Here is a 19,465-nt window from a genome sequence, read left to right as displayed (position 1 = left end):
AAAGGGCCGGATAACCGGCCCTTTCTTATATGCCAAAAGCGGGGTGATGGGTGATATCGCCTTGCGGCATGTCCGGCCCGAAGGCCAGACACTGGACATATTCCGCGGGCACATCCGGCATTTTCAGCCGCGCATCGGCTTTGAAACCGAACCGCCCGTAATAGCCAGGATCGCCCACCAGAACACAGCCCTTTGCGCCATCGGCCCGCAACAAGGCGAGACCTTCACGGACGAGCGCCCCGCCAATCCCCTCGCCTTGCCTTTCGGGCTGAACCGAGATGGGGCCAAGCGCATACCAGCTTTTGTCCTCGCCTCCGATCAGAACCGGCGAAAAGGCCACATGGCCGAGGACAGCATCCCCGTCCACGGCAACCAGCGACAAGGTGAGCGCCGAGGCCGCGCGAAGCGCATCGACGATCTCCCCCTCCCGCTGGTTGCTATAAGGAACCTTGCTGAACGCCTCATCCGTCAGCTGACGGATTGCAGCACTATCATCGGGCTTTTCCTTGCGAAGATACATGACGCGCTCCCTCAACGGTTATTGAGCTGGGCGCGAACGTTTTCGCGCCCTTTCAGCGAAATGCGATAGGGACTGCCTGATCGGGATTCGATCAGCCTTTTGCGCCGCAATTGCTGGAACACAGCCATTGTACAATCGGCGAGCAGGTAACCCTCACGGGTATAGCATTCTATGTTGCAGACGCGTCCGTCTTCGCGCAAGTGGCGGATATGGCCACCTTGCGCCAGCACGTGTAACACGCGCTGTTCAATACGTGAGATATTCATTGTTGTTCATGCCTGGATGGAAACCATGACAAGCACCAGCGCGCGCAGACAGCGTATGGCTATCCACGGCCAATGCCGTTCCCGTCCCTGAACATCTGCCGATCAGACGCAATCAGCGCCTGTCATGCAGTCCTTGTCCGGAACGATTAAAGGCTTCCAACAATCTCCAGCATCAACAATTCCTCTTTCAGAGGTGGATAGGTCAAAGGGCCGGTCGGCCCTCTGACCCGCATGTAAGATCGCACGGGGCGAAAGTCAAACCCGATCAGGCTTTTGGCTGGTTGCGGAGCTTTTCGGCTTCCGCATAGAACTTCTTTTCCCACTCATTGTGGTTGTCCAGTCCTTCCTTGATGAAGGGCGTGAAGATGGCGAGGTTCATCAGGCACCAGTTGACGAAACGGGCCGGGAATTTCAGCGGCTTCACGAAGTCGACAAACAGCACCACGCGGGTCTTGTCAGTGTGGTTCCATGCTTCATGCTCATAGGCATCGTCGAAAATGAGAACCTTGCCCTCATGCCAATGGCAGACTTGCTTGTCCACGCGGATGGCCAGCTTGTCGTTCGGCTCCGGAACGATGAGGCCGAGATGCAGGCGCAGCACACCATTATACGGCCCACGATGCGGCGGCAGATGCTTGCCCGGTTCGAAGATCGAGAACATAGCCGTGGTCAGGCCCGGTATCTTGTTCACGATGCGCCAGGTTTCCGGGCAGGTCTTGATGTTCTGTTCCGATTTCACGCCGAAACCGAGCAGGAAGAAGGTCTTCCAGCGATTATCGGTCGAAATCGTCTTCACGTCGGTTGAAATATCCTGAAAGGACGGAAGCTCGCTCTGGCGCAGCAGGATCGTGTCCAGTTCCTTGCGGATGGCGGGCCATTCCTTTTCGATCTCCGCCGCCCAGGGGAAGGTTGCATTGTCATAAACCGGCGGATTGCCCAGCTTGGCATATTTCAGATTGAGACCTTCGGCCCACGAAACGATCCCCATGAAAAACCGGGTGATCTTGCTCGGGCGGTCCATTGCGGCCAGACCTTCAGTGCCGAATTTCTGTTTCGGATCAGAGGCTGCCTTATCTTGGATCGATGTATCGGGATTGGACATTTCATGCTCTTTCAAAATCGGCGCTGAAAAGATTCCCAGCCATAAACTGATGAAACTACGGCTGAATTTTGCAAACAAGCGGTCAGCTGTTCATTTTATCGCGATCAAGTTTCTCCAGAAGCGCTGCACGGTCAAGGGTAAAACCGGAGTCGATCCAGAAAGTTTCGAGCGACCGCAGTGCCTGTCCGAGACCGGGGCCTTTTTTCACGCCGAGCGCCAAAAGATCACTCCCCGTCACGGGAAAGACCGGGGCTTCATATTTCTCCGCCGTTTCCAGCAAACGCGAAAAGCCACCGGCGCGGATCATCGCATCGTCGCTGCCTGCCGCATCGGCCCGCGCCGCCGCATAACCAAGCTTGATCCGGTCCACCACCGCCTGCTTACTGCCGCGATAGACGACCTTCTTCAAGGCCTGCTCGGAAAGCTCTGGCTTGACGGCATCGGCCCGCGCCCATGCTTCGAGCCGCGCCCGCTCTGCATTGGACATTTTGAGGCGCTTGCCCATTTCTTCCATGCGCACAGCGTCCGGCGGCACGATGCTTTCAAGCCGCAGCAGCGGATCGGCGGACCAGCCTAGATCGCCTTCGGAACGCACGAGGCCGTGTATGGCGTCGATGCCCCATTTTTCGCTTTCAGGCAGGACCAGGTTCAAGACCCCGCCTTGCCGCATCCATAAAAGGGCGCGCGACGGATCGGGAGCCGACAGGAGTTTCTTCAGTTCCGACCATACTCGCTCAGCGGAAAGCTGGCTGATACCGTCCTTCAGCCTCGCACTGGCGCGCAGACCGTCAGCCTCCGGTCGCCCGGAACCGTACCAGGCAAAGAAGCGGAAAAAACGCAGGATGCGCAGATAGTCCTCGCGGATGCGCTGTTCAGCATCGCCGATGAAACGCAGCGTCCGGGTTTCGATATCGGCAAGTCCGCCGACATGATCGATGATCGTGCCGTCAGCGGTGGCGTAGAGCGCATTGATGGTGAAATCGCGCCGCTCGGCATCGGCTTTCCAGTCGGTCCCGAAGGCAACCTTGGCATGGCGACCATCGGTCTCGACATCCTTGCGCAATGTCGTCACTTCATAGGCATGTCCATGCGCGACAACGGTGATGGTGCCATGCTCGATGCCGGTCGGGACTGGTTTGAACCCCGCTTCCTCGGCCAGCCGGATTGTTTCCTGCGGCACATGCGTGGTGGCAAGATCGACGTCGCTGACGGCGGTTCCAAGCAGCGTGTTGCGCACCGCACCGCCAACCACACGCGCTTCCCCGCCATCACGGTTCAAGGCCTTGAACAGCGCCTGCAAAGACTTCGACTTCAACCAAGGCGCCGTGTCGGCAATGTTCACACTGTCGCTCAAACGTAGAGCCTTTCATAAAGTCCGCGAATGATCCCGGCGGTAATTCCCCAGATGAATCGCTCGTTATAGGGCATGGCGTAATAAAAGCGTTCCTTGCCGTTGAGTATCCTGCTTTCGCGCCGGTGATTGGCCGGATTCATCAGGAAAGACAACGGCACTTCGAAAATATCGGCCACCTCATCCGGGTTCGGATGTAGGTCGAACGGGGTTTTGACCACAGCCAGAACCGGCGTGATCGAAAAACCGCTGCCGGTTAGATAACGCGGCAGATTGCCGATGATTTCGGCACGCTCGGCTGCGAGCCCGATTTCCTCGTTGGCTTCGCGCAGCGCTGCATGTTCCGCCGTGCCGTCTTCCGGGTCGATGGCGCCGCCCGGAAAGGCGATCTGGCCCGAATGTTGTCGCAAACGATCGGTGCGCTGGGTGAGAAGCACCGTCGCACCGGGACCGCGATCCACCACCGGCACCAGCACCGCCGCATCGCGCATCTTTGCGGTGACCATGGCCTGCTCGAATTCCGGGTTCAACGCGTGATCGCCGGTAATGTCACTGTGATCCGGCTGCCAGCTGCGAACGCGCTCGGCAAAATCACCGGCGGAAAACGCCGAAAGGGAATGCAAGCCGCGCTCCATCATTTTAGGGCAGCCTCCAGCGCATCGGCAGGCATGATCGGGAATATCGCCCCGCCGGATCGCACGGCAAACAAGGCCACACCGTCCATCTCGATTTCCTCGCCAAGCGCGACCAGATCATACATCACGGAGCGCGTCACCAGCGCTTCCAGACGCCCGCGGATCAGTACATAGGGTTTCAGCCCGCCGCTTGCTTCTTCAATGACAAATCGCAACGGATGCTCGGCATCGACTTCCACCACGTCGCCCACATTGGTGCGGAATGTCAGTGTCTGTGCCGCGTCTTCACCGGAAACCTGCATTTCAACGGCAATGAATGGCGCATCTTCAACTCGAATGCCGACCTTTTCCACCGGCGTGACGAGATAGGTCTTGCCGTCCGCGTCCTTGCGCAGCACGGTGGAGAACAGCCGCACCAGCTGTTTGCGACCGATCGGCGTGCCCATGTAAAACCAAGTGCCATCGGCCTTGATTTCCATGTCGAGATCGCCGCAGAAATCGGGATTCCAGCGCTCGACGGGCGGAATGCCGCGCTCTTTCGTTGACGGTCCGCTTTGCGCATCGGCATGCGCGCGTGCAATCAGGGCTTCCAGACCGCCGGTCGACCCGGCGTCTTGCAGCGCGTTTTGCGGCGCAACTTTGCCTATAGGGGTGCTCTTTGTCATCCGACTCGGTTATTCCTGTTCGAATGTGCTTAATATGATGGAAGTCATGAAATAGTCACCGTTTGACGGCTTGTCAGCACTATATGCGATTTATAGGTGTCTGAATCAAAAAGCGTCAGGCCGTGAATGGCGACTTTTAGATAAGACACCAAGGCACGTCCGCCAAAGCGGTTACACATTGCGAGGTCACCATGAGCGTCGTCATCACGCCTGAAACCGCCAATTCCGAGCAGATTGTTGCGGAAGCCGAACGGGCGCTCGCAGATATTGCGCGCATCAAGGAAGGCGTCGGCACCGTCATCTTCGGACAAGAAAGTGTGATCGAGCGCACGCTCGTCGCCATTCTGGCTGGCGGTCATGCGCTTCTGGTCGGCGTGCCCGGCCTTGCCAAGACCAAGCTGGTGGAAACGCTGGGCGTCGTGCTCGGTCTCTCCGGCCAGCGCATCCAGTTCACGCCCGATCTGATGCCATCCGACATTATCGGGTCTGAAGTCATGGAACAGGACGCCGACGGGCGCCGTTCGTTCCGCTATCTCAAGGGGCCGATTTTCGCCCAACTGCTGATGGCCGACGAAATCAACCGCGCCTCCCCGCGCACCCAGTCCGCGCTATTGCAGGCCATGCAGGAATATCACGTCACGGTCGCGGGCCAGCGCTATGACCTGCCCGCGCCGTTCCACGTTCTGGCAACGCAGAACCCGCTGGAACAGGAAGGCACCTATCCCCTGCCGGAAGCGCAGCTCGACCGCTTCCTAATGCAGATCGACATTCTTTACCCGGAACTGGAAGCCGAGCGCCGCATTCTTCTTGAAACCACCGGCGTCGCCGAGGCGAAACCTTATGAGATTCTCGATGCGGAACGATTGAGGCAGATGCAGACATTGGTGCGCCGCATGCCGGTTTCGGAAAGCGTGGTCGAGGCGATCCTTAAACTTGTCCGCTCGGCGCGTCCCGATGCCGACAACGATCACGCCAAAAAGCATATCGCCTGGGGCCCCGGTCCCCGCGCCAGTCAGGCGCTGATGCTCTGCGCCCGCGCCCGTGCACTTTATGATGGCCGCCTCGCCCCTTCGGTGGACGATGTGAAGGCTCTCGCCGAGCCGGTGCTGCAACACCGTATGGCGCTCAATTTCGCCGCCCGCGCCGATGGCATGCATATCCGCGATGTCATCGCCAATCTGGTAAAGGCCGCCGTCTGATGGTGATCGGCACGCAAGTTTCCACCGCAGATCGCAAGGATACGCTGGCCCGCGCACGTGCGCGGGCAGCGGCGATCCCCGATCTGCTGGTCGAAGCGCAGCGTGTCGTCAATACCGTCATGAATGGCTGGCATGGACGGCGCAAACGCGGTCCCGGTGAGAACTTCTGGCAATTTCGCCCCTATGTGCAGGGCGAGCAGCTTTCGCGTATCGACTGGCGGCGTTCCGCCCGTGACGATCATACCTATGTGCGCGACCGCGAATGGGAATCAGCGCATACGGTTTGGCTGTGGTGCGATTTCTCGCCCTCCATGCTCTATCGCTCGCAGATGTCGCCTGTTTCCAAAGAAGCCCGTGCGCTGGTGCTGACGCTGGCGCTGGCGGAAATCCTGTCGCGTTCCGGCGAACGCATTGCTTTTCCAGCGCTGATCCCGCCTTTTGCCGCCCGCAACGGCGCAGAACGTCTTGCCGGCGCGCTCATGCATGAAGCGCCTGTAAGCGTATTGCCGGATATCGCGCAGATCCGCCGTTTTTCGGAAGTCGTTCTTGTCTCCGATTTCCTGCACCCGTTCGATGAACTGACAGAACTTCTCGACCGCCTTGCGAAACGCGGCGTGCGTGCGCATCTGGTCGAAGTCGCCGACCCTGCCGAAGAAACCTTTCCCTATTCCGGGCGCACCGAATTTCGCGATCCCGAGACGGGTGCAACGCTGGTTGCCGGTCGCGCCGAAACCTATGCCGAGGATTATCGTCGTCTTTACACGGCCCGGCGCGAAACCCTGTCGGACTTCTGCAAGAGGCTCGGCTGGAGCTATTCTGTGCATCGCACCGACCGTCCGGCGGCGGAAGCCCTCGCGCGTCTGCATCATGCATTAAGCGCAACGGGGGCATTGGGCTCAACGGGGGCTGGCGCATGAATTTTCTGCCGCTCGCCTTCGGCTCACCGCTGATCCTCGCCGGTCTGGTTGCCCTGCCGGTGATCTGGTGGCTGCTGCGCATGACACCGCCGCGCCCGCAGGAGGAAACCTTCCCGCCGCTGCGCATTCTGGCGCAGGTTTTCAAGCGCGAGGAAGTGCCATCCAAAAGCCCGTGGTGGATGACACTTCTGCGCCTTTTGATCGCCGCACTCGTGATCATGGCGCTGGCAGCGCCGATCTGGAACCCGCGTCCAGTCGCGCTGACCGGCAATGAACCGCTGGCCATCGTGATAGACAATGGCTGGGCTGCCGCTGAAGACTGGCAGCAGCGCGTCAACGCCGCTGAAAAGCTGATCGACGACGCGGAAGGCGCAAACGCACAGATTTACATCCTTGGCACCGCCGAGCCGGCCAATGCGGAAATCGGCCCCTATGACGGCACCCGCGCCACGGAACGTTTGCAGGCCATGCAGCCACGCCCGATCCCCGTTGACCGCAAGGCGACGATGGAACGGCTGGCATCCGCCCTGTCCGATGGCGAGAAAGTGCGCCTTGCCTTCATGAATGACGGGCTGGCGACCGCTGCCGACAGCGAAACCTTTGCCGCGCTGGACAAGACCGGCCATCTGGCGAGTGTCCTGTGGTATGGTGCCGATCTCGGTCGCACCCTTGCGCTGACCGGGGTGGACAACAAGGCCGACAGCCTCGAAGCCATCGCCATCCGCCCGGAAGGCGTGACCATGCCGCGCAGCCTGACGGCTGCCGCCTATGACGACAAGGGCCGCCGCATCGCCGAAGCGCCGCTGTCCTTTGCGCTGGGCAGCCCCGAAGGCACGGCGCGGTTCAACCTGCCGGTCGAATTGCGCAATGATTTCCGCCTCATCCGCATCGATGGTATCGAACAGGCGGGCGCCACCCATCTGATCGACGCCGGGTCCGAGCGCCGCACCATCGGCCTGATTGCTAGCGGCGACGGCGATGTCGCGCAGCCGCTTCTGTCACCGCTGCATTATATCAAGCGCGCATTGTCGCCCTACGCCAATCTGATCGAGCCACGTTCAGCCGATCTGCTTCAGTCGGTGCCGGAATTGCTGGATGCCAAGCCGTCCATTCTCATCATGGCCGATATCGGCACCTTGCCGCAGCCGGTCGCCGAGCAGATTTCTGCATGGGTGGAAGAAGGCGGTACGCTGGTGCGCTTTGCCGGTCCGCGTCTGGCGGGCGCGAGCGATAACGATACGTTGCTGCCGGTGCGGCTGCGCAAGGGCGAGCGCGCGCTTGGCGGCACCTTGTCCTGGTCTGAACCGCAACAGCTGCGCGCCTTTCCGGAAAAGGGTCCGTTTGCCGGGCTGCCAATCCCCGAAGATGTCAACGTCAACCGACAGGTGCTGGCCGAACCGTCCTTCGACCTCAACGACAAGGCCTATGCCATCCTTCAGGACGGCACCCCGCTGGTGACAGGCCAGCAGCGCGGGCGTGGCAATATCGTGCTGTTCCATATCGCGCCGGACGCCACCTGGTCGAGCCTGCCGATTTCCGGCTCCTTCGTGGAAATGCTCCGCCGCATCGTGTCTCTGTCGCAGCGCACCGGCGCGCAGGGCAATCAGGATGCCGTTTCGCTGCCGCCGTTCCAGCTGCTTTCGGCTGCCGGTACGCTGACGCCGCCGACCTCGGAAGCCAAGCCGCTGATCGTCGAGCGCAATAAGCAAGCGAGTGTCAGCATCAACACGCCGCCCGGTTTCTACGGCAATGAGGACGGTTTGAAAGCACTCAACATTTTTGCCGACAGCAACACCAAGCTGGAGCCGATCAAGCAGCCGACGCTGTCGGTCAGCGTCACGCCTGTCTCCTATACGGCAGATCAGTCGATATCGCTGGCAGGCCCGTTCTTTGCCGCCGCCGCCATGCTTCTGGCGCTCGATTCTCTGCTGATGCTGTGGCTGCGCGGTGCGTTTCGCCGCCGTATGAAGGTGCGGGCCAAAACGGCGGGGATTGCTTTGCTCCTCGCAGGCAGTCTTGCTGTCCTCTCTGCCGGTCATGACCGCGCCTTTGCGCAAGCACCCTCGCCGCAGCCGCCACAAATTCATGACGACAGCAAGCCCGGCGATGAGGCGATCATCGGCTCGGTTTCGCAGACCCATCTTGCCTATATCATCACCGGCAGCGCCGAGACCGACAATATCAGCAAGGCCGGACTGAAAGGTTTGACCTTTGCACTGACCGACAAGACCGCGCTGGAACCGGGCGACCCGATCGGCGTCGATCCATCCAAGGATGAACTGGCCTTCTATCCGCTGATCTATTGGCCGATTGATCCGAATGCACCGATGCCGAGCCCGGAAGCCATCGCCAGGGTGGATGCCTATATGCAGCAGGGCGGGACGGTCCTGTTCGACACGCGCGACCAGTTGCAGTCAGGCGCGAGCCTCGATCCGTCGGTGTCGCCCGCCAACCAGCGCCTGCGCGCCATTCTGGACGACATGAATGTGCCACCGCTCGAACCGGTGCCGGACGATCACGTCCTGACCAAATCCTTTTTCATCATGCCGGATTTTCCGGGCCGCTATGAGGGAAGTCCGCTCTGGGTGGAAGCGACCGCACCCAATGCCTCGCCGCGTGACCGCCCGGTCAGAACCGGCGACGGCGTGACGCCGATCATGATCACCGCCAATGATCTGGCGGGCGCATGGGCCGTAGACGATCAGGGCAATCCCCTGCTCCCCACCGTGCCGAACGACCCGATGCAGCGCATCTATGCCATTCGCGGCGGCGTCAACATCGTGATGTATATGCTCACCGGCAATTACAAGTCCGATCAGGTCCATGTCCCGGCCCTGCTCGAACGGCTGGGGAATTAGAGCATGATGTTTTTTAGCGAAGCCGTCAGCAGATCCAGGTTCCCTTTTCCCCTCATCCTGAGGGGCCGTCAAAGACGGCGCATCATCCTGAGCTTGTCGAAGGATCGAAGGGCGAGGGGAAACGCACGGCGCGCCGGCCCTCGATCCTTCGAGGCTTCGCTGCGCTCCGCACCTCAGGATGAGGGGGGAGCGTTGCAGTCCGTAAAGATAGGAACCTACGGCGATAGGAGGCGGGCATGAACATCGAATTCGAACCGTTCCTTTCCACGCCGTGGCTCATTGGCATTCTCCTTCCACTGGCGCTGCTGGTGCTGGCAACTGTCGCCCTGCGCATGCGCGGGGGATTGATCCGTCTTCTGGCCGCCGCGGCGCTGGCGCTGGCGCTCTTCAACCCTGTCGTGATCAATGAAGAACGCGAGCCGCTGAAAAGCGTTGTCGCCGTCGTGGTGGACCGCAGCCAGAGCCAGGAACTGGGACAGCGCCGCGCCGATACCGATGCCGCGCTGAAAGCCGTGCAGGATCAGCTTGCCACCATGCCGCAATTCGAAACGCGCGTGGTGGAAACCGGAAAGCCGGGCGAAAACGAGGACGGTTATGCGACGCGGCTTTTCGGGCCGCTGGCCCGCGCCCTGCTCGACGTACCGCCCACGCGTGTTGCAGGCGCGATCATGATCACCGATGGGCAGGTGCACGATACCCCCGCCAACAAGAATGCGCTGGGCTTCGACGCGCCCTTGCATGCGCTGGTGACCGGCAAGCCGAACGAATTCGACCGCCGTATTCGCTTCAACAAAGCCCCGCGCTATGGCATCAGCGGCAAACCGCTGGAAATGTCGTTCACGGTCATTGACGAGGGCAAAGACCTCGGCAGCCCGGCTCGCGTGGAAATCCGCGTCAATGGCGAAGCAGTTTCGCAGGAAGACGCGCAGGTGGGACAGGAAACCCCTGTCACCATCACCCTGCCCCGCGCTGGTGTGAATATCGTTGAAATCGCTACGCCTGGAATTCCCGGTGAAGTAACCGACACCAATAATCGCGCGGTCGCAACCATTGACGGCATTCGCGAAAATCTGCGCGTGCTGCTCGTCTCCGGCGAGCCGCATAATGGCGAGCGCACCTGGCGCAATCTGCTGAAATCCGACGCTGCGGTCGATCTCGTCCACTTCACCATTTTGCGCCCGCCGGAAAAGCAGGACGGCACGCCGATCAACGAACTGTCGCTGATCGCCTTCCCGACGCGTGAGCTGTTTGTGGACAAAGTCAACGAGTTCGATCTCATCATTCTGGACCGCTACCAGCATCGCGACGTGCTGCCGCTGCTCTATTACGATTACATCGCGCAATATGTGGAAAATGGCGGCGCGCTGCTGGTCGCTGCCGGGCCGGAATATGCGGGCGAAATGTCGATTGCCCGCACACCGCTTTATAACGCCCTGCCCGCCATGCCGACCGGCACTGTAACCGAAAAGGCGTTCTATCCGCGCCTGACCGATCTCGGCAAACGCCATCCCGTCACGCGCGGTCTGGACGGCAGCGAGCAGGAGCCACCACGCTGGAGCCGCTGGTTCAGCACCATCGACATCACCGCGCCGCAGGGTGAAACGGTGATGAGCGGTGCCGACAACAAGCCGCTTCTCGTTCTCAACCGCGTCGGGAAAGGCCGCGTCGGCATGTTCCTGTCCGATCAGGGCTGGCTATGGGCGCGCGGTTTTGAGGGCGGTGGTCCCTATGCGGCGCTCTATCGCCGCATCGCCCACTGGCTGATGCAGGAGCCGGAGCTGGAAGAAGAAGCGCTCACCGCAGCAGGCAATGGCCGTGTGCTTTCCATCCGCCGCCAGACCATGGGCGACAATCCCGGCACCGCGACCGTCAGCACGCCTTCGGGCAAGGAATTGCCGGTCAATCTCGCCCAGAGCAAGCCGGGGCTGTTCGAAGGGTCGTTGCAGACCGACGAAATCGGTGTCTTCCGGATCAGGAATGGCGATCTGGAAACATTGGCCCATGTCGGGCCCGTAGATGCGCCGGAATTTGCCGACAGCATTTCGACGGTCGATCGTCTGAAGCCGCTCGCCGAGGCGACCGGCGGGTCGGTCTATCGGGTTCATGCAAGCGCCGACAGCGCAGTGCGGGTGCCAGCGATTACGGCTGTCGCCGCCAATCGTACCGCCAGTGGCAATGACTGGATCGGCCTGCGCGAAACCGCCGATACGCAGCTGAAAAGCGTGAACCGTCTGCCACTATTCTCCGGCTTCCTGGCGCTCGCTGCCCTGCTGCTTGTGTTCGGTAGCATGTGGTATCGCGAAGGGCGGTAATCCGTCCTCGCGCACCCTTCTTGGTCTGACGCCCCGTTGCCCCCTCATCCTGAGCAGGTGCGAAGCACCGTGTCGAAGGGTGAGGGCACGCGCTGATTTCCCCTCTCCCTCGATCCTTCGATCCTTCGAAAATCTCAGGATGATGCGCCGTCTTCGACGGCTTCTCAGGATGAGGGGAAAAGCAAACGTTTTCGCTGAACTGAAATCAGGCCCGGTTGGCGTGGCGCACAATACCGCTGACGCCGCTTGCGGCGCCGGGGGTGAGTTCGCAGGCGAGCATCCGGCGCGGATCGACCGCCGCTGGCATGACCATGGTGCCAGAAGGCACCATCTTGAAGCCGAACGGACCGTAATAAGGTTCGTCACCGACCAGAATAACCAGCTTGTGACCGAACTTCGTCGCCGCTTCCAGCGATAGACGCATCAGCGTGCCGCCAATGCCCCGCTTCTTCCATTCCGGCCGCACGGCAAGCGGACCCAGCAGAAGCGCTGGCGTCTTGCCGATCACGACCGGCGTCAGCCGTACCGAACCCACCACGATGCCGCCCATCAGGGCAACGAAGGAAAGATTCAGATCATGCGGACCGCCTTCGCGAATGAAATGCGCAGCGCGGGTAAAGCGTCCCGGTCCGAAAGCTTCGGCATTGATGGCTTCGATTTCAATGTCGTGCGCCGGGCATTCCTGCGCGTAGGTCAGTTCAAGCTGCTGCATGGGCTTAAGATCACAATTGGAGACTTCGGGGACCGTCAGGTCAATGGAATGCACGCCGCGCTCGCAGCGCGGTTTGAGTTTCATCGTCGGATGAAAAGCATTTCCATTATGTGTCTCCTGGGCGACCTAACCTTTGGATGATCGCAAATTGGAAACCCCATTACACCAAATTGAGCAGCGGTAAAACCATTTTTTTCAAATTGGCAGTTTCTGCTTCTCTTTTTTGGCAGCGTGACGCACTGTTCACGACTTGTCGTGCTGTAAAATCGCCGGTTTCGCTCTATTTTGAGTTCCAAAAGGAGAAATCACATGGGACTTCTGGTCGATGGCAAGTGGCAGGATGTCTGGTACGACACCAAAAGCACAAAAGGCCGCTTCGAGCGCTCGAAATCGCAATTCCGCAACTGGGTAACCGCGGATGGCAGTGCCGGGCCAACGGGCGAAGGCGGCTTCAAGGCTGAACCGGGGCGCTACCATCTTTATGTTTCCTATGCGTGCCCATGGGCACATCGCACGCTGATCTTCCGCGCGCTGAAGAAGCTTGAAGATGTCATTTCAGTTTCGGTCGTGGACTATCTGATGGTGGAAGAAGGCTGGACCTTTTACGGCACCACCGGCAGCACCGGTGATGATCTATACGGCTCCAAGCGCCTTTATGAAATCTACACCCGCGCTGATCCGAATTATTCCGGTCGCGTTACCGTGCCGGTTCTGTGGGACAAGCAGCGCCAGACGATTGTTTCCAACGAATCGTCAGAAATCATCCGTATGCTCAACACAGCGTTCAATGAATTCGGCGATGCCTCGCTCGACTTCTACCCGGACGCGCTGGCCGCTGAGATCGATACGCTCAACGATTTCATCTATCCCAATATCAATAACGGCGTTTACCGCGCAGGCTTCGCCACCTCGCAGGATGCTTATGAGGAAGCGTTCAAGCAGTTGTTCGCCGCACTCGACACATTGGAGGACCGTCTGTCCCGCCAGCGCTACCTGGCGGGATCAAGCCTGACGGAAGCAGACTGGCGTCTGTTCACGACGCTGCTGCGTTTCGATCCGGTCTATGTCGGCCATTTCAAGTGCAATCTGCGCCGGATCGCCGATTATCCGAACCTGTGGAACTATACGCGCGAGCTTTATCAGGTGCCGGGCGTTGCCTCGACGGTGAATATGGAGCACATCAAGGGCCATTATTACCGCAGTCACAAGACGATCAACCCGACCGGCATTGTGCCAACAGGCCCTGAGATAGACTTTACCGCCCCGCATGACCGGGATCGGTTTTCAAAGAGCTAACCCTTCCGACCCGCACTGCGCCTTTCCTGCAACAGTCCGGATTCCTAATTCAGTTCTCTCTCATTCTCTCGTGCCCCTTTGATCTCGATCAATGGGGCGCGAGGCGACGCAGTTCAGATTGGATGCATCCCCCAAGGACGAAATCCAAGACTGAGACCGTGACCAAGGAGAGATTTGATGAACCGTTTTGCGAAAGGGCTGCTCGCAGCAACCGCGCTGACCTTTGCCGCACCGGCAGCCTTTGCCGCCGATAGTGTGGTCGCCCCGCCGGCCTCTGAAATTCAGGCGGTGCCCGAAGCGCTTTCGCCCTGGCAGATTCGCGTGCGCGCGCTCGGCGTGATTGCGGAAAACAAGGGTCATGTGAACGGCGTTCCGGGTTCCGATCTCGACTATTCCAAGTCGATCACGCCGGAACTCGATATCACCTATTATTTCACCGACAATATCGCCGCTGAACTCATTCTCGGCACGACCTATGCCAATATCAATGGCGCAGGCTCGATCAGTAGTCTGGGCAAGGTCGGCAAGACGTGGATTCTGCCACCAACGCTTACGCTGCAGTACCACTTCACCAATTTCGGCGCGTTCAAGCCTTATGTCGGTGCAGGCGTCAACTATACGATCTTCTACAATCAAGATGCGGGCAGCGCGGATTATCTGAAGGTCAAGAACACGTTTGGCGGCGCGCTCCAGTTCGGTGTCGATTATATGATCGACGAACATTGGGGCCTGAACTTCGACGTGAAGAAGCTGTTCCTCGAACCGAAATTCGACGTCACCGTCGGCGGGCAGGAATTGAGCGGCAAGGCCAAGCTCAACCCCTGGTTGATCGGTACGGGTATTACCTACCGCTTTTAATTCAGTGCTATTAAAAAGGGCGCGCACTGCGCGCCCTTTATACCAAAGTATTACTCAGTATCCCCACTCAGAATCAAACAATAACGCGAGGCGCCGTGGTATTACCACATCGGCAGCGGTTCCAGATCATACAGCGCTTCCTGCAAGCGCCGCTTGGTGGAGGCCGTGGTGCCTTCTGGTAGATCATCCAGAGGAAAGAAACCGCTTTCGGCGATTTCTCTATCCGGCTCTTTCGGTGCAAGTTGTTCAAAGGAACGGCATACATAAAGTGCAACGTGATCGCGTGGCGAAGCATGGGCATTCTTGTAAAGAGCAAGAAGTTGCGGGCGACTTTTCAGGATAATATTACCTTCTTCCCGCAGTTCTTTTTCCAGCGCCTGTTGAAAAGTCTCCCCACTATCAACACCGCCGCCTGGTAACTGCCAACCCGGCACGTAAGTATGTCTCACTAAAAAAACCGAGTTATTCTTTTCATCATACACAATTGCCCTCACCCCAAGGGTCATGGGGCGTCGCAAAAGAAAATATGAATGAAATATAAAATGACGAAAGCGCATTCCGACTCTCCAGCAAACATTATATGCAGCTATCAATGCAGCAATCGCATCAACAAAAAGTCGCTAAATACGGTTTCTATTTCAGAAATTATCCAGTAAACGGGCCATATGTTTCGCCTCGCTCACATCTCCGATATCCACCTTTCGCCACTGCCGCGTGTGAGATATCGCGAATTGGCATCAAAGCGCATCACTGGTTATATCAATTGGCTGCGCAACCGCAAGGGTGCAATGCATGGAACGGTACTCGATAAACTTGTAGCCGACATGCTGGCGCAAGCGCCGAATCATATTGCCGTCACCGGCGATCTGGTCAATTTGGCTCTCAATCTGGAAATAGACATCGCCGCCGACTGGCTGTCGAAGCTGGGCAATCCCGACGATGTTTCGGTCGTGCCCGGCAATCACGACGCCTATGTGCCCGGCGCACTCGACCGGGCCTGCCGCAAATGGGAGCCGTGGATGCGCGGCGACGGCATCGACAACAGGGGCAAGCGGCCGCAATTTCCCTATATGCGGGTGCGCGATGATGTCGCGATGATCGGCGTCTCGTCGGCGCGCGCCACAGCACCCTTCATGGCGAGCGGTGATTTTCGCTCCGCGCAGGCCAAACGCCTCGCCGCAGCACTGGATGAGGCAGGCGCGCACGGGCTTTTCCGGGTTGTGATGATCCACCATCCGCCGATCCACGGCGCAACGCCGACGCACAAGCGCCTATACGGTATCCGCCGCTTTCAGAAGATCATTCGCAAGCACGGCGCGGAGCTGGTCATTCACGGCCACACCCACCTGGCGACGAAATATGAAATCGACGGACCGAACGGCCAAGTGCCGGTGATCTGCGTCCCATCGGCCAGCCAGAACTATGGCGGCCACAAGCCCCCTGCCCGCTACAATATTTTCAACATCGACCGCAAACCGGACGGCGGCTGGCATTGCCTGTGGGAACAGCACGGCATTGAAGATGTGAGCGAGCGCATTTTCAAGATCTCCGAACAGGAACTCTACACATGAAAAAAGGCGGCCAATGGCCGCCTTTTCAACTCGTACAGACGTTCGGCCTATTTGCCGATCACGCGGTTAGCCGCCGATACGATGGCCTCCAGCGAGGCGCTGACGATATTGTCATTGATGCCCGCGCCGAACAGCTTGCCACCCGGATGCGCCATTTCGACATAGGAGATGGCCGATGCGTCCGATCCCTGCTGGAGCGAATGTTCGGAATAATCCACGACCGACATCTTCACGCCGAGATATTTGGACAGCGCGTCGACAAAGCCGTCGATCGGACCGGTGCCCTTGCCTTCGATATTCTTCGTCACGCCGTTATCGGTGATTTCGGCGGTGAGAATGCGGCGGCCCTTCTGTTCCGGATCGGGAATGGTGTGGTGATCCACGAACTTGATGCGGGCATCGGGCTGCGTCACATAGAGCTTCTGGAACTCTTCATGAATGCGCTTCGACGGCAATTCCTTGCCTTCGTCATCGGTGATCTGCTGGATGATTTCGCGGAACTCGACCTGCAGATTGCGCGGCAGGTTCAAGCCGTAATCGGCCTGCAGGATATAGGCGATACCGCCCTTGCCCGACTGCGAATTGATGCGGATGATCGCTTCATAGGAGCGGCCCACATCCTGCGGATCGATCGGCAGATAAGGCACTTCCCAAACCGGCGAATTGGCCGACTTGCGCGCCTTCATGCCCTTGTTGATCGCATCCTGATGCGAACCGGAGAAGGCGGTATAGACCAGCTCGCCGACATAGGGGTGGCGCTCCGCGATCTTCAGCTGGTTCGAATATTCATAGACATCCTTCATCCGATTGATGTCGGTGCAATCCAGCTCGGGATCGATGCCCTGCGTGTACATATTCAGCGCCAGCGTCACCACGTCCACATTGCCGGTGCGCTCGCCATTGCCGAACAAAGTGCCTTCGACGCGGTCGGCACCGGCCATCAGGCCCAGTTCCGTCGCAGCGATGCCCGTACCGCGGTCATTGTGCGGATGCAGGGAAATGATCAGGTTTTCGCGATTGTCGAGATTGCGGCACATCCATTCGATCTGGTCGGCATAGACATTCGGCGTGTTCATTTCCACCGTGGACGGCAGATTGACGATCAGCTTGTTGTCCGCCGTCGGCTTCACGATCTCGATGACCGCATTGCAGATTTCCAGCGCCACATCCAGTTCCGTGCCGGTAAAGCTTTCCGGCGAATACTGGAAGCGATAGCCGCCGCCTGCCTTGGCAGCCATATCCATGATCATCTTGGCGGCATCGGTCGCGATCTGCTTGATTCCGCCCACATCCTTGGCGAAAACCACGCGGCGCTGCAATTCACTGGTGGAATTGTAGAAATGGATGATCGGCGTCTTTGCGCCTTCCAAAGCCTCAAATGTGCGGGTGATCAGTTCCGGGCGGCACTGCACCAGGACCTGCAAATCCAGTTCGTCCGGAACATTGCCCTGTTCAATCGCCCACCGGCAGAAGTCGAAATCCGTCTGCGAGGCCGATGGGAAGCCGATCTCGATTTCCGGGAAACCCATATCGACCAGCAAACGGAACATGCGCTCCTTACGGTCATGGCCCATCGGGTCGATCAAAGCCTGATTGCCGTCACGCAGATCGACCGAACACCAGATCGGCGCCTTTTCGATCCGCTTCGATGGCCAGGTACGGTCATCGAGCTTCGGGGCCGGGAACGGCGAATATTTGGTGGCTGCGTCCCGCATGCCTTTACGTTCGGCTTTGGCTACGGATTGCGGCGTGATAACGGACTGGTTCATTTCTCGTTTCCTCCCGGCTTCTGGACGGCATTACAGCTCGTCAAGCACGGATATTCATGATCGATTATAAGGGTTTTCTGAAAAGGAGCACAGGCCAGCGGGACCGTTTTCGACCGCCGGACGCTCCTTCAACGAGCCCGGCGATCGCCGCTAAGGCCGAGGGTAAGAAGCGAGTTGAGAACGCAAACATCGACGCGCGCGCCAGTGGCGGCAGCCGAATGTTCCAGAGATGTTGCGTTCTTCGTCATCATGGTCAAGCTTTTACACGCGCGATTTGGCCGACGCAAGATGGATTTACGACAGCTGCCTCAGTCATACCTGTTTTTAAATCAGGCGAATGGCACAGCACTTGTCCCCAAAGGCAGCTTCGCTTCGTCCTCCGGCTCGACATGGATCACCACGCGGGCACTACTGATCTGCTGCTTCAGCGCATCCTCAATGCGGTCACAGATCACATGCGCATCGCCAACGCTCATGTCGGCTGCGACAACCAGATGAAACTCGATGAAGGTGACGCGTCCGGCAATACGGGTTTTCAGGTCGTGCACTTCGATGGCGCCAGCGGCATTGGCCGAAATGACATCGCGGATGCGCATTTCTTCGACAGGCTCGACGCCAATATCCATCAGGCCCTGCACCGACGAATTGATCACATGCCAGCCCTGCCACAGAATATTCAGCGCCACGACAATGGCGAGCAGTGGATCAAGTATCGCCCAGCCGGTGACGACCGCCCCAACCAAGCCAACCAGCACGCCAGCCGAGGTGACAACGTCGGTCATGATATGCTTGCCATCGGCTTCCAGCGCCGGGGAGCGCGCGCTGCGCCCGATGCGGATCAGCAGCATCGCCCAAACAGCGTTGATGGCGGCAGCGACAGCGTTGATGCCAAGGCCAAGCCATGGCTCTTCGAGCTGGCGTGGCGTTTCCAGTGCAAACCAGGCTTCCCGAAAGATCAACAGCGCCGCGACACTGATCAGCACGCCTTCAACAACAGCCGATATATATTCCGCCTTATGATGGCCGAAGGGGTGGTTTTCGTCGGCGGGCTTATAGCTGACGCTGATCGCCCACCACGCGCCCATGGACGCAATTACATTGACGATGGATTCGAGCGCATCCGAATATAGAGCCACGGAGCCGGTGAGCAGATAGGCCACATATTTCAGACCCATCACTCCCAGAGCAACCGGAATCGACCAAGCGGCTAGCCGCCGAACTCTTGCACTCGCGTCCATGACGAACCTTTGATTTGTCTTAATTACGGCCCGAAAATCGGGAATTGGCCAATTCGAGGCCCATCACTCATGCGTATCGGCTCGAACCCGGAATAACTTCCCGAAGCCGGTCAAGTCCTATGCAATAGCATTTTAATGACCGCTCTATAGCCCAGTTTGATCCAAGTTCGTACCCCTGTTTTTTCAGTTATCGCAT

At 59.0% G+C, this 19,465-nt stretch carries 17 protein-coding genes; 7 read left to right on the top strand and 10 right to left on the bottom strand.

From position 1 onward, the window contains the following. Positions 1-25: 25 nt before the first annotated feature. The 6 genes from QLQ11_RS00575 to QLQ11_RS00550 all read right to left on the bottom strand — a co-directional run bounded on the left by QLQ11_RS00575 (position 26) and on the right by QLQ11_RS00550 (position 4,539). Positions 26-520, bottom strand: a complete 495-nt coding sequence (locus QLQ11_RS00575) for a GNAT family N-acetyltransferase (RefSeq protein WP_121536518.1) — start codon at positions 518-520, stop codon at positions 26-28. A gap of 11 nt (positions 521-531) precedes the next feature. Then, positions 532-786, bottom strand: coding sequence for a YjhX family toxin (locus tag QLQ11_RS00570; RefSeq protein WP_109369511.1), 255 nt, complete (start codon positions 784-786; stop codon positions 532-534). A 265-nt stretch (positions 787-1,051) separates the two neighbouring features. Continuing rightward, on the bottom strand, positions 1,052-1,888 hold the full coding sequence (locus tag QLQ11_RS00565) for an aspartyl/asparaginyl beta-hydroxylase domain-containing protein (protein ID WP_121536644.1): 837 nt from the start codon (positions 1,886-1,888) through the stop codon (positions 1,052-1,054). Between the two features lie 82 nt (positions 1,889-1,970). Beyond that, positions 1,971-3,242 (bottom strand): CCA tRNA nucleotidyltransferase, encoded by a 1,272-nt coding sequence (locus QLQ11_RS00560; RefSeq protein ID WP_121536520.1) that lies wholly within the window; start codon positions 3,240-3,242, stop codon positions 1,971-1,973. Further along, positions 3,239-3,874: a CoA pyrophosphatase gene (locus tag QLQ11_RS00555; RefSeq protein ID WP_121536646.1), complete on the bottom strand. Its 636-nt coding sequence runs from the start codon at positions 3,872-3,874 to the stop codon at positions 3,239-3,241. Before QLQ11_RS00555 ends, QLQ11_RS00560 begins: the two co-directional genes overlap by 4 nt. Next, on the bottom strand, positions 3,874-4,539 hold the full coding sequence (locus QLQ11_RS00550; protein ID WP_121536522.1) for a DUF1285 domain-containing protein: 666 nt from the start codon (positions 4,537-4,539) through the stop codon (positions 3,874-3,876). Before QLQ11_RS00550 ends, QLQ11_RS00555 begins: the two co-directional genes overlap by 1 nt. Positions 4,540-4,730: 191 nt before the next feature. On the opposite strand from QLQ11_RS00550, the gene QLQ11_RS00545 reads away from it, so the two are divergent. The 4 genes from QLQ11_RS00545 (at position 4,731) to QLQ11_RS00530 (ending at position 11,825) form a co-directional block, all read left to right on the top strand. Next, positions 4,731-5,738: a MoxR family ATPase gene (locus QLQ11_RS00545; RefSeq protein ID WP_121536524.1), complete on the top strand. Its 1,008-nt coding sequence runs from the start codon at positions 4,731-4,733 to the stop codon at positions 5,736-5,738. Next, entirely contained in the window at positions 5,738-6,655 is a 918-nt protein-coding gene (locus tag QLQ11_RS00540) for a DUF58 domain-containing protein (protein ID WP_121536526.1), read from the top strand. Before QLQ11_RS00545 ends, QLQ11_RS00540 begins: the two co-directional genes overlap by 1 nt. Further along, positions 6,652-9,513: a DUF4159 domain-containing protein gene (locus tag QLQ11_RS00535; protein WP_121536528.1), complete on the top strand. Its 2,862-nt coding sequence runs from the start codon at positions 6,652-6,654 to the stop codon at positions 9,511-9,513. The genes QLQ11_RS00540 and QLQ11_RS00535 overlap by 4 nt, the downstream gene beginning before the upstream one ends. Positions 9,514-9,749: 236 nt before the next feature. After that, a complete protein-coding gene (locus QLQ11_RS00530) occupies positions 9,750-11,825 on the top strand; it encodes a hypothetical protein (protein WP_283735929.1) in 2,076 nt (691 codons plus the stop codon). A 205-nt stretch (positions 11,826-12,030) separates the two neighbouring features. Here the strand turns inward: QLQ11_RS00530 and QLQ11_RS00525 are convergent, their stop codons facing one another. Next, positions 12,031-12,537 carry a GNAT family N-acetyltransferase gene (locus QLQ11_RS00525; protein ID WP_121536648.1) on the bottom strand — a complete coding sequence of 169 codons (507 nt, stop codon included), beginning with the start codon at positions 12,535-12,537 and terminating at the stop codon, positions 12,031-12,033. 309 nt (positions 12,538-12,846) lie between these two features. Here QLQ11_RS00525 and QLQ11_RS00520 point away from each other — a divergent pair, with 309 nt between their 5' ends. Both QLQ11_RS00520 and QLQ11_RS00515 read left to right on the top strand, forming a co-directional pair. Further along, entirely contained in the window at positions 12,847-13,833 is a 987-nt protein-coding gene (locus QLQ11_RS00520) for a glutathione S-transferase family protein (protein WP_121536534.1), read from the top strand. A gap of 177 nt (positions 13,834-14,010) precedes the next feature. Beyond that, positions 14,011-14,691: an OmpW family protein gene (locus QLQ11_RS00515; protein WP_140024236.1), complete on the top strand. Its 681-nt coding sequence runs from the start codon at positions 14,011-14,013 to the stop codon at positions 14,689-14,691. Positions 14,692-14,792: 101 nt separating this feature from the next. Here QLQ11_RS00515 and QLQ11_RS00510 read toward each other — a convergent pair whose 3' ends face one another. Then, positions 14,793-15,248 (bottom strand): NUDIX domain-containing protein, encoded by a 456-nt coding sequence (locus QLQ11_RS00510; protein WP_109369520.1) that lies wholly within the window; start codon positions 15,246-15,248, stop codon positions 14,793-14,795. Positions 15,249-15,356: 108 nt separating this feature from the next. Between QLQ11_RS00510 and QLQ11_RS00505 the strand changes: the two genes are divergently transcribed. Beyond that, positions 15,357-16,262, top strand: a complete 906-nt coding sequence (locus tag QLQ11_RS00505; protein WP_283735930.1) for a metallophosphoesterase — start codon at positions 15,357-15,359, stop codon at positions 16,260-16,262. Between the two features lie 47 nt (positions 16,263-16,309). Here QLQ11_RS00505 and leuA read toward each other — a convergent pair whose 3' ends face one another. Both leuA and QLQ11_RS00495 read right to left on the bottom strand, forming a co-directional pair. Next, the gene (leuA, locus tag QLQ11_RS00500; protein ID WP_121536540.1) at positions 16,310-18,031 is read right to left on the bottom strand and encodes a 2-isopropylmalate synthase; all 1,722 of its coding nucleotides are present in this window, start codon (positions 18,029-18,031) and stop codon (positions 16,310-16,312) included. A 329-nt stretch (positions 18,032-18,360) separates the two neighbouring features. Beyond that, entirely contained in the window at positions 18,361-19,269 is a 909-nt protein-coding gene (locus tag QLQ11_RS00495) for a cation diffusion facilitator family transporter (protein WP_121536542.1), read from the bottom strand. Positions 19,270-19,465 lie beyond the last annotated feature (196 nt).

Origin of the sequence: Ochrobactrum sp. SSR, from assembly GCF_030067775.1 — a bacterium.
In the GTDB taxonomy this organism is placed as follows: Bacteria; Pseudomonadota; Alphaproteobacteria; order Rhizobiales; family Rhizobiaceae; genus Brucella; species Brucella teleogrylli.
The sequence above is the reverse complement of the archived record's forward strand: the minus strand, read 5'-3'. Positions and strand labels throughout refer to the sequence as shown.

Coding starts and splice junctions, on each gene's coding strand:
- QLQ11_RS00515 (WP_140024236.1), top strand. CDS start 14,011: ATGAACCGTTTTGCGAAAGGGCTGCTCGCAGCAACCGCGCTGACCTTT.
- QLQ11_RS00520 (WP_121536534.1), top strand. CDS start 12,847: ATGGGACTTCTGGTCGATGGCAAGTGGCAGGATGTCTGGTACGACACC.
- QLQ11_RS00535 (WP_121536528.1), top strand. CDS start 6,652: ATGAATTTTCTGCCGCTCGCCTTCGGCTCACCGCTGATCCTCGCCGGT.
- QLQ11_RS00530 (WP_283735929.1), top strand. CDS start 9,750: ATGAACATCGAATTCGAACCGTTCCTTTCCACGCCGTGGCTCATTGGC.
- leuA (WP_121536540.1), bottom strand. CDS start 18,031: ATGAACCAGTCCGTTATCACGCCGCAATCCGTAGCCAAAGCCGAACGT.
- QLQ11_RS00505 (WP_283735930.1), top strand. CDS start 15,357: ATGTTTCGCCTCGCTCACATCTCCGATATCCACCTTTCGCCACTGCCG.
- QLQ11_RS00550 (WP_121536522.1), bottom strand. CDS start 4,539: ATGACAAAGAGCACCCCTATAGGCAAAGTTGCGCCGCAAAACGCGCTG.
- QLQ11_RS00540 (WP_121536526.1), top strand. CDS start 5,738: ATGGTGATCGGCACGCAAGTTTCCACCGCAGATCGCAAGGATACGCTG.
- QLQ11_RS00495 (WP_121536542.1), bottom strand. CDS start 19,269: ATGGACGCGAGTGCAAGAGTTCGGCGGCTAGCCGCTTGGTCGATTCCG.
- QLQ11_RS00545 (WP_121536524.1), top strand. CDS start 4,731: ATGAGCGTCGTCATCACGCCTGAAACCGCCAATTCCGAGCAGATTGTT.
- QLQ11_RS00570 (WP_109369511.1), bottom strand. CDS start 786: ATGAATATCTCACGTATTGAACAGCGCGTGTTACACGTGCTGGCGCAA.
- QLQ11_RS00525 (WP_121536648.1), bottom strand. CDS start 12,537: ATGCAGCAGCTTGAACTGACCTACGCGCAGGAATGCCCGGCGCACGAC.
- QLQ11_RS00565 (WP_121536644.1), bottom strand. CDS start 1,888: ATGTCCAATCCCGATACATCGATCCAAGATAAGGCAGCCTCTGATCCG.
- QLQ11_RS00575 (WP_121536518.1), bottom strand. CDS start 520: ATGTATCTTCGCAAGGAAAAGCCCGATGATAGTGCTGCAATCCGTCAG.
- QLQ11_RS00555 (WP_121536646.1), bottom strand. CDS start 3,874: ATGGAGCGCGGCTTGCATTCCCTTTCGGCGTTTTCCGCCGGTGATTTT.
- QLQ11_RS00510 (WP_109369520.1), bottom strand. CDS start 15,248: ATGCGCTTTCGTCATTTTATATTTCATTCATATTTTCTTTTGCGACGC.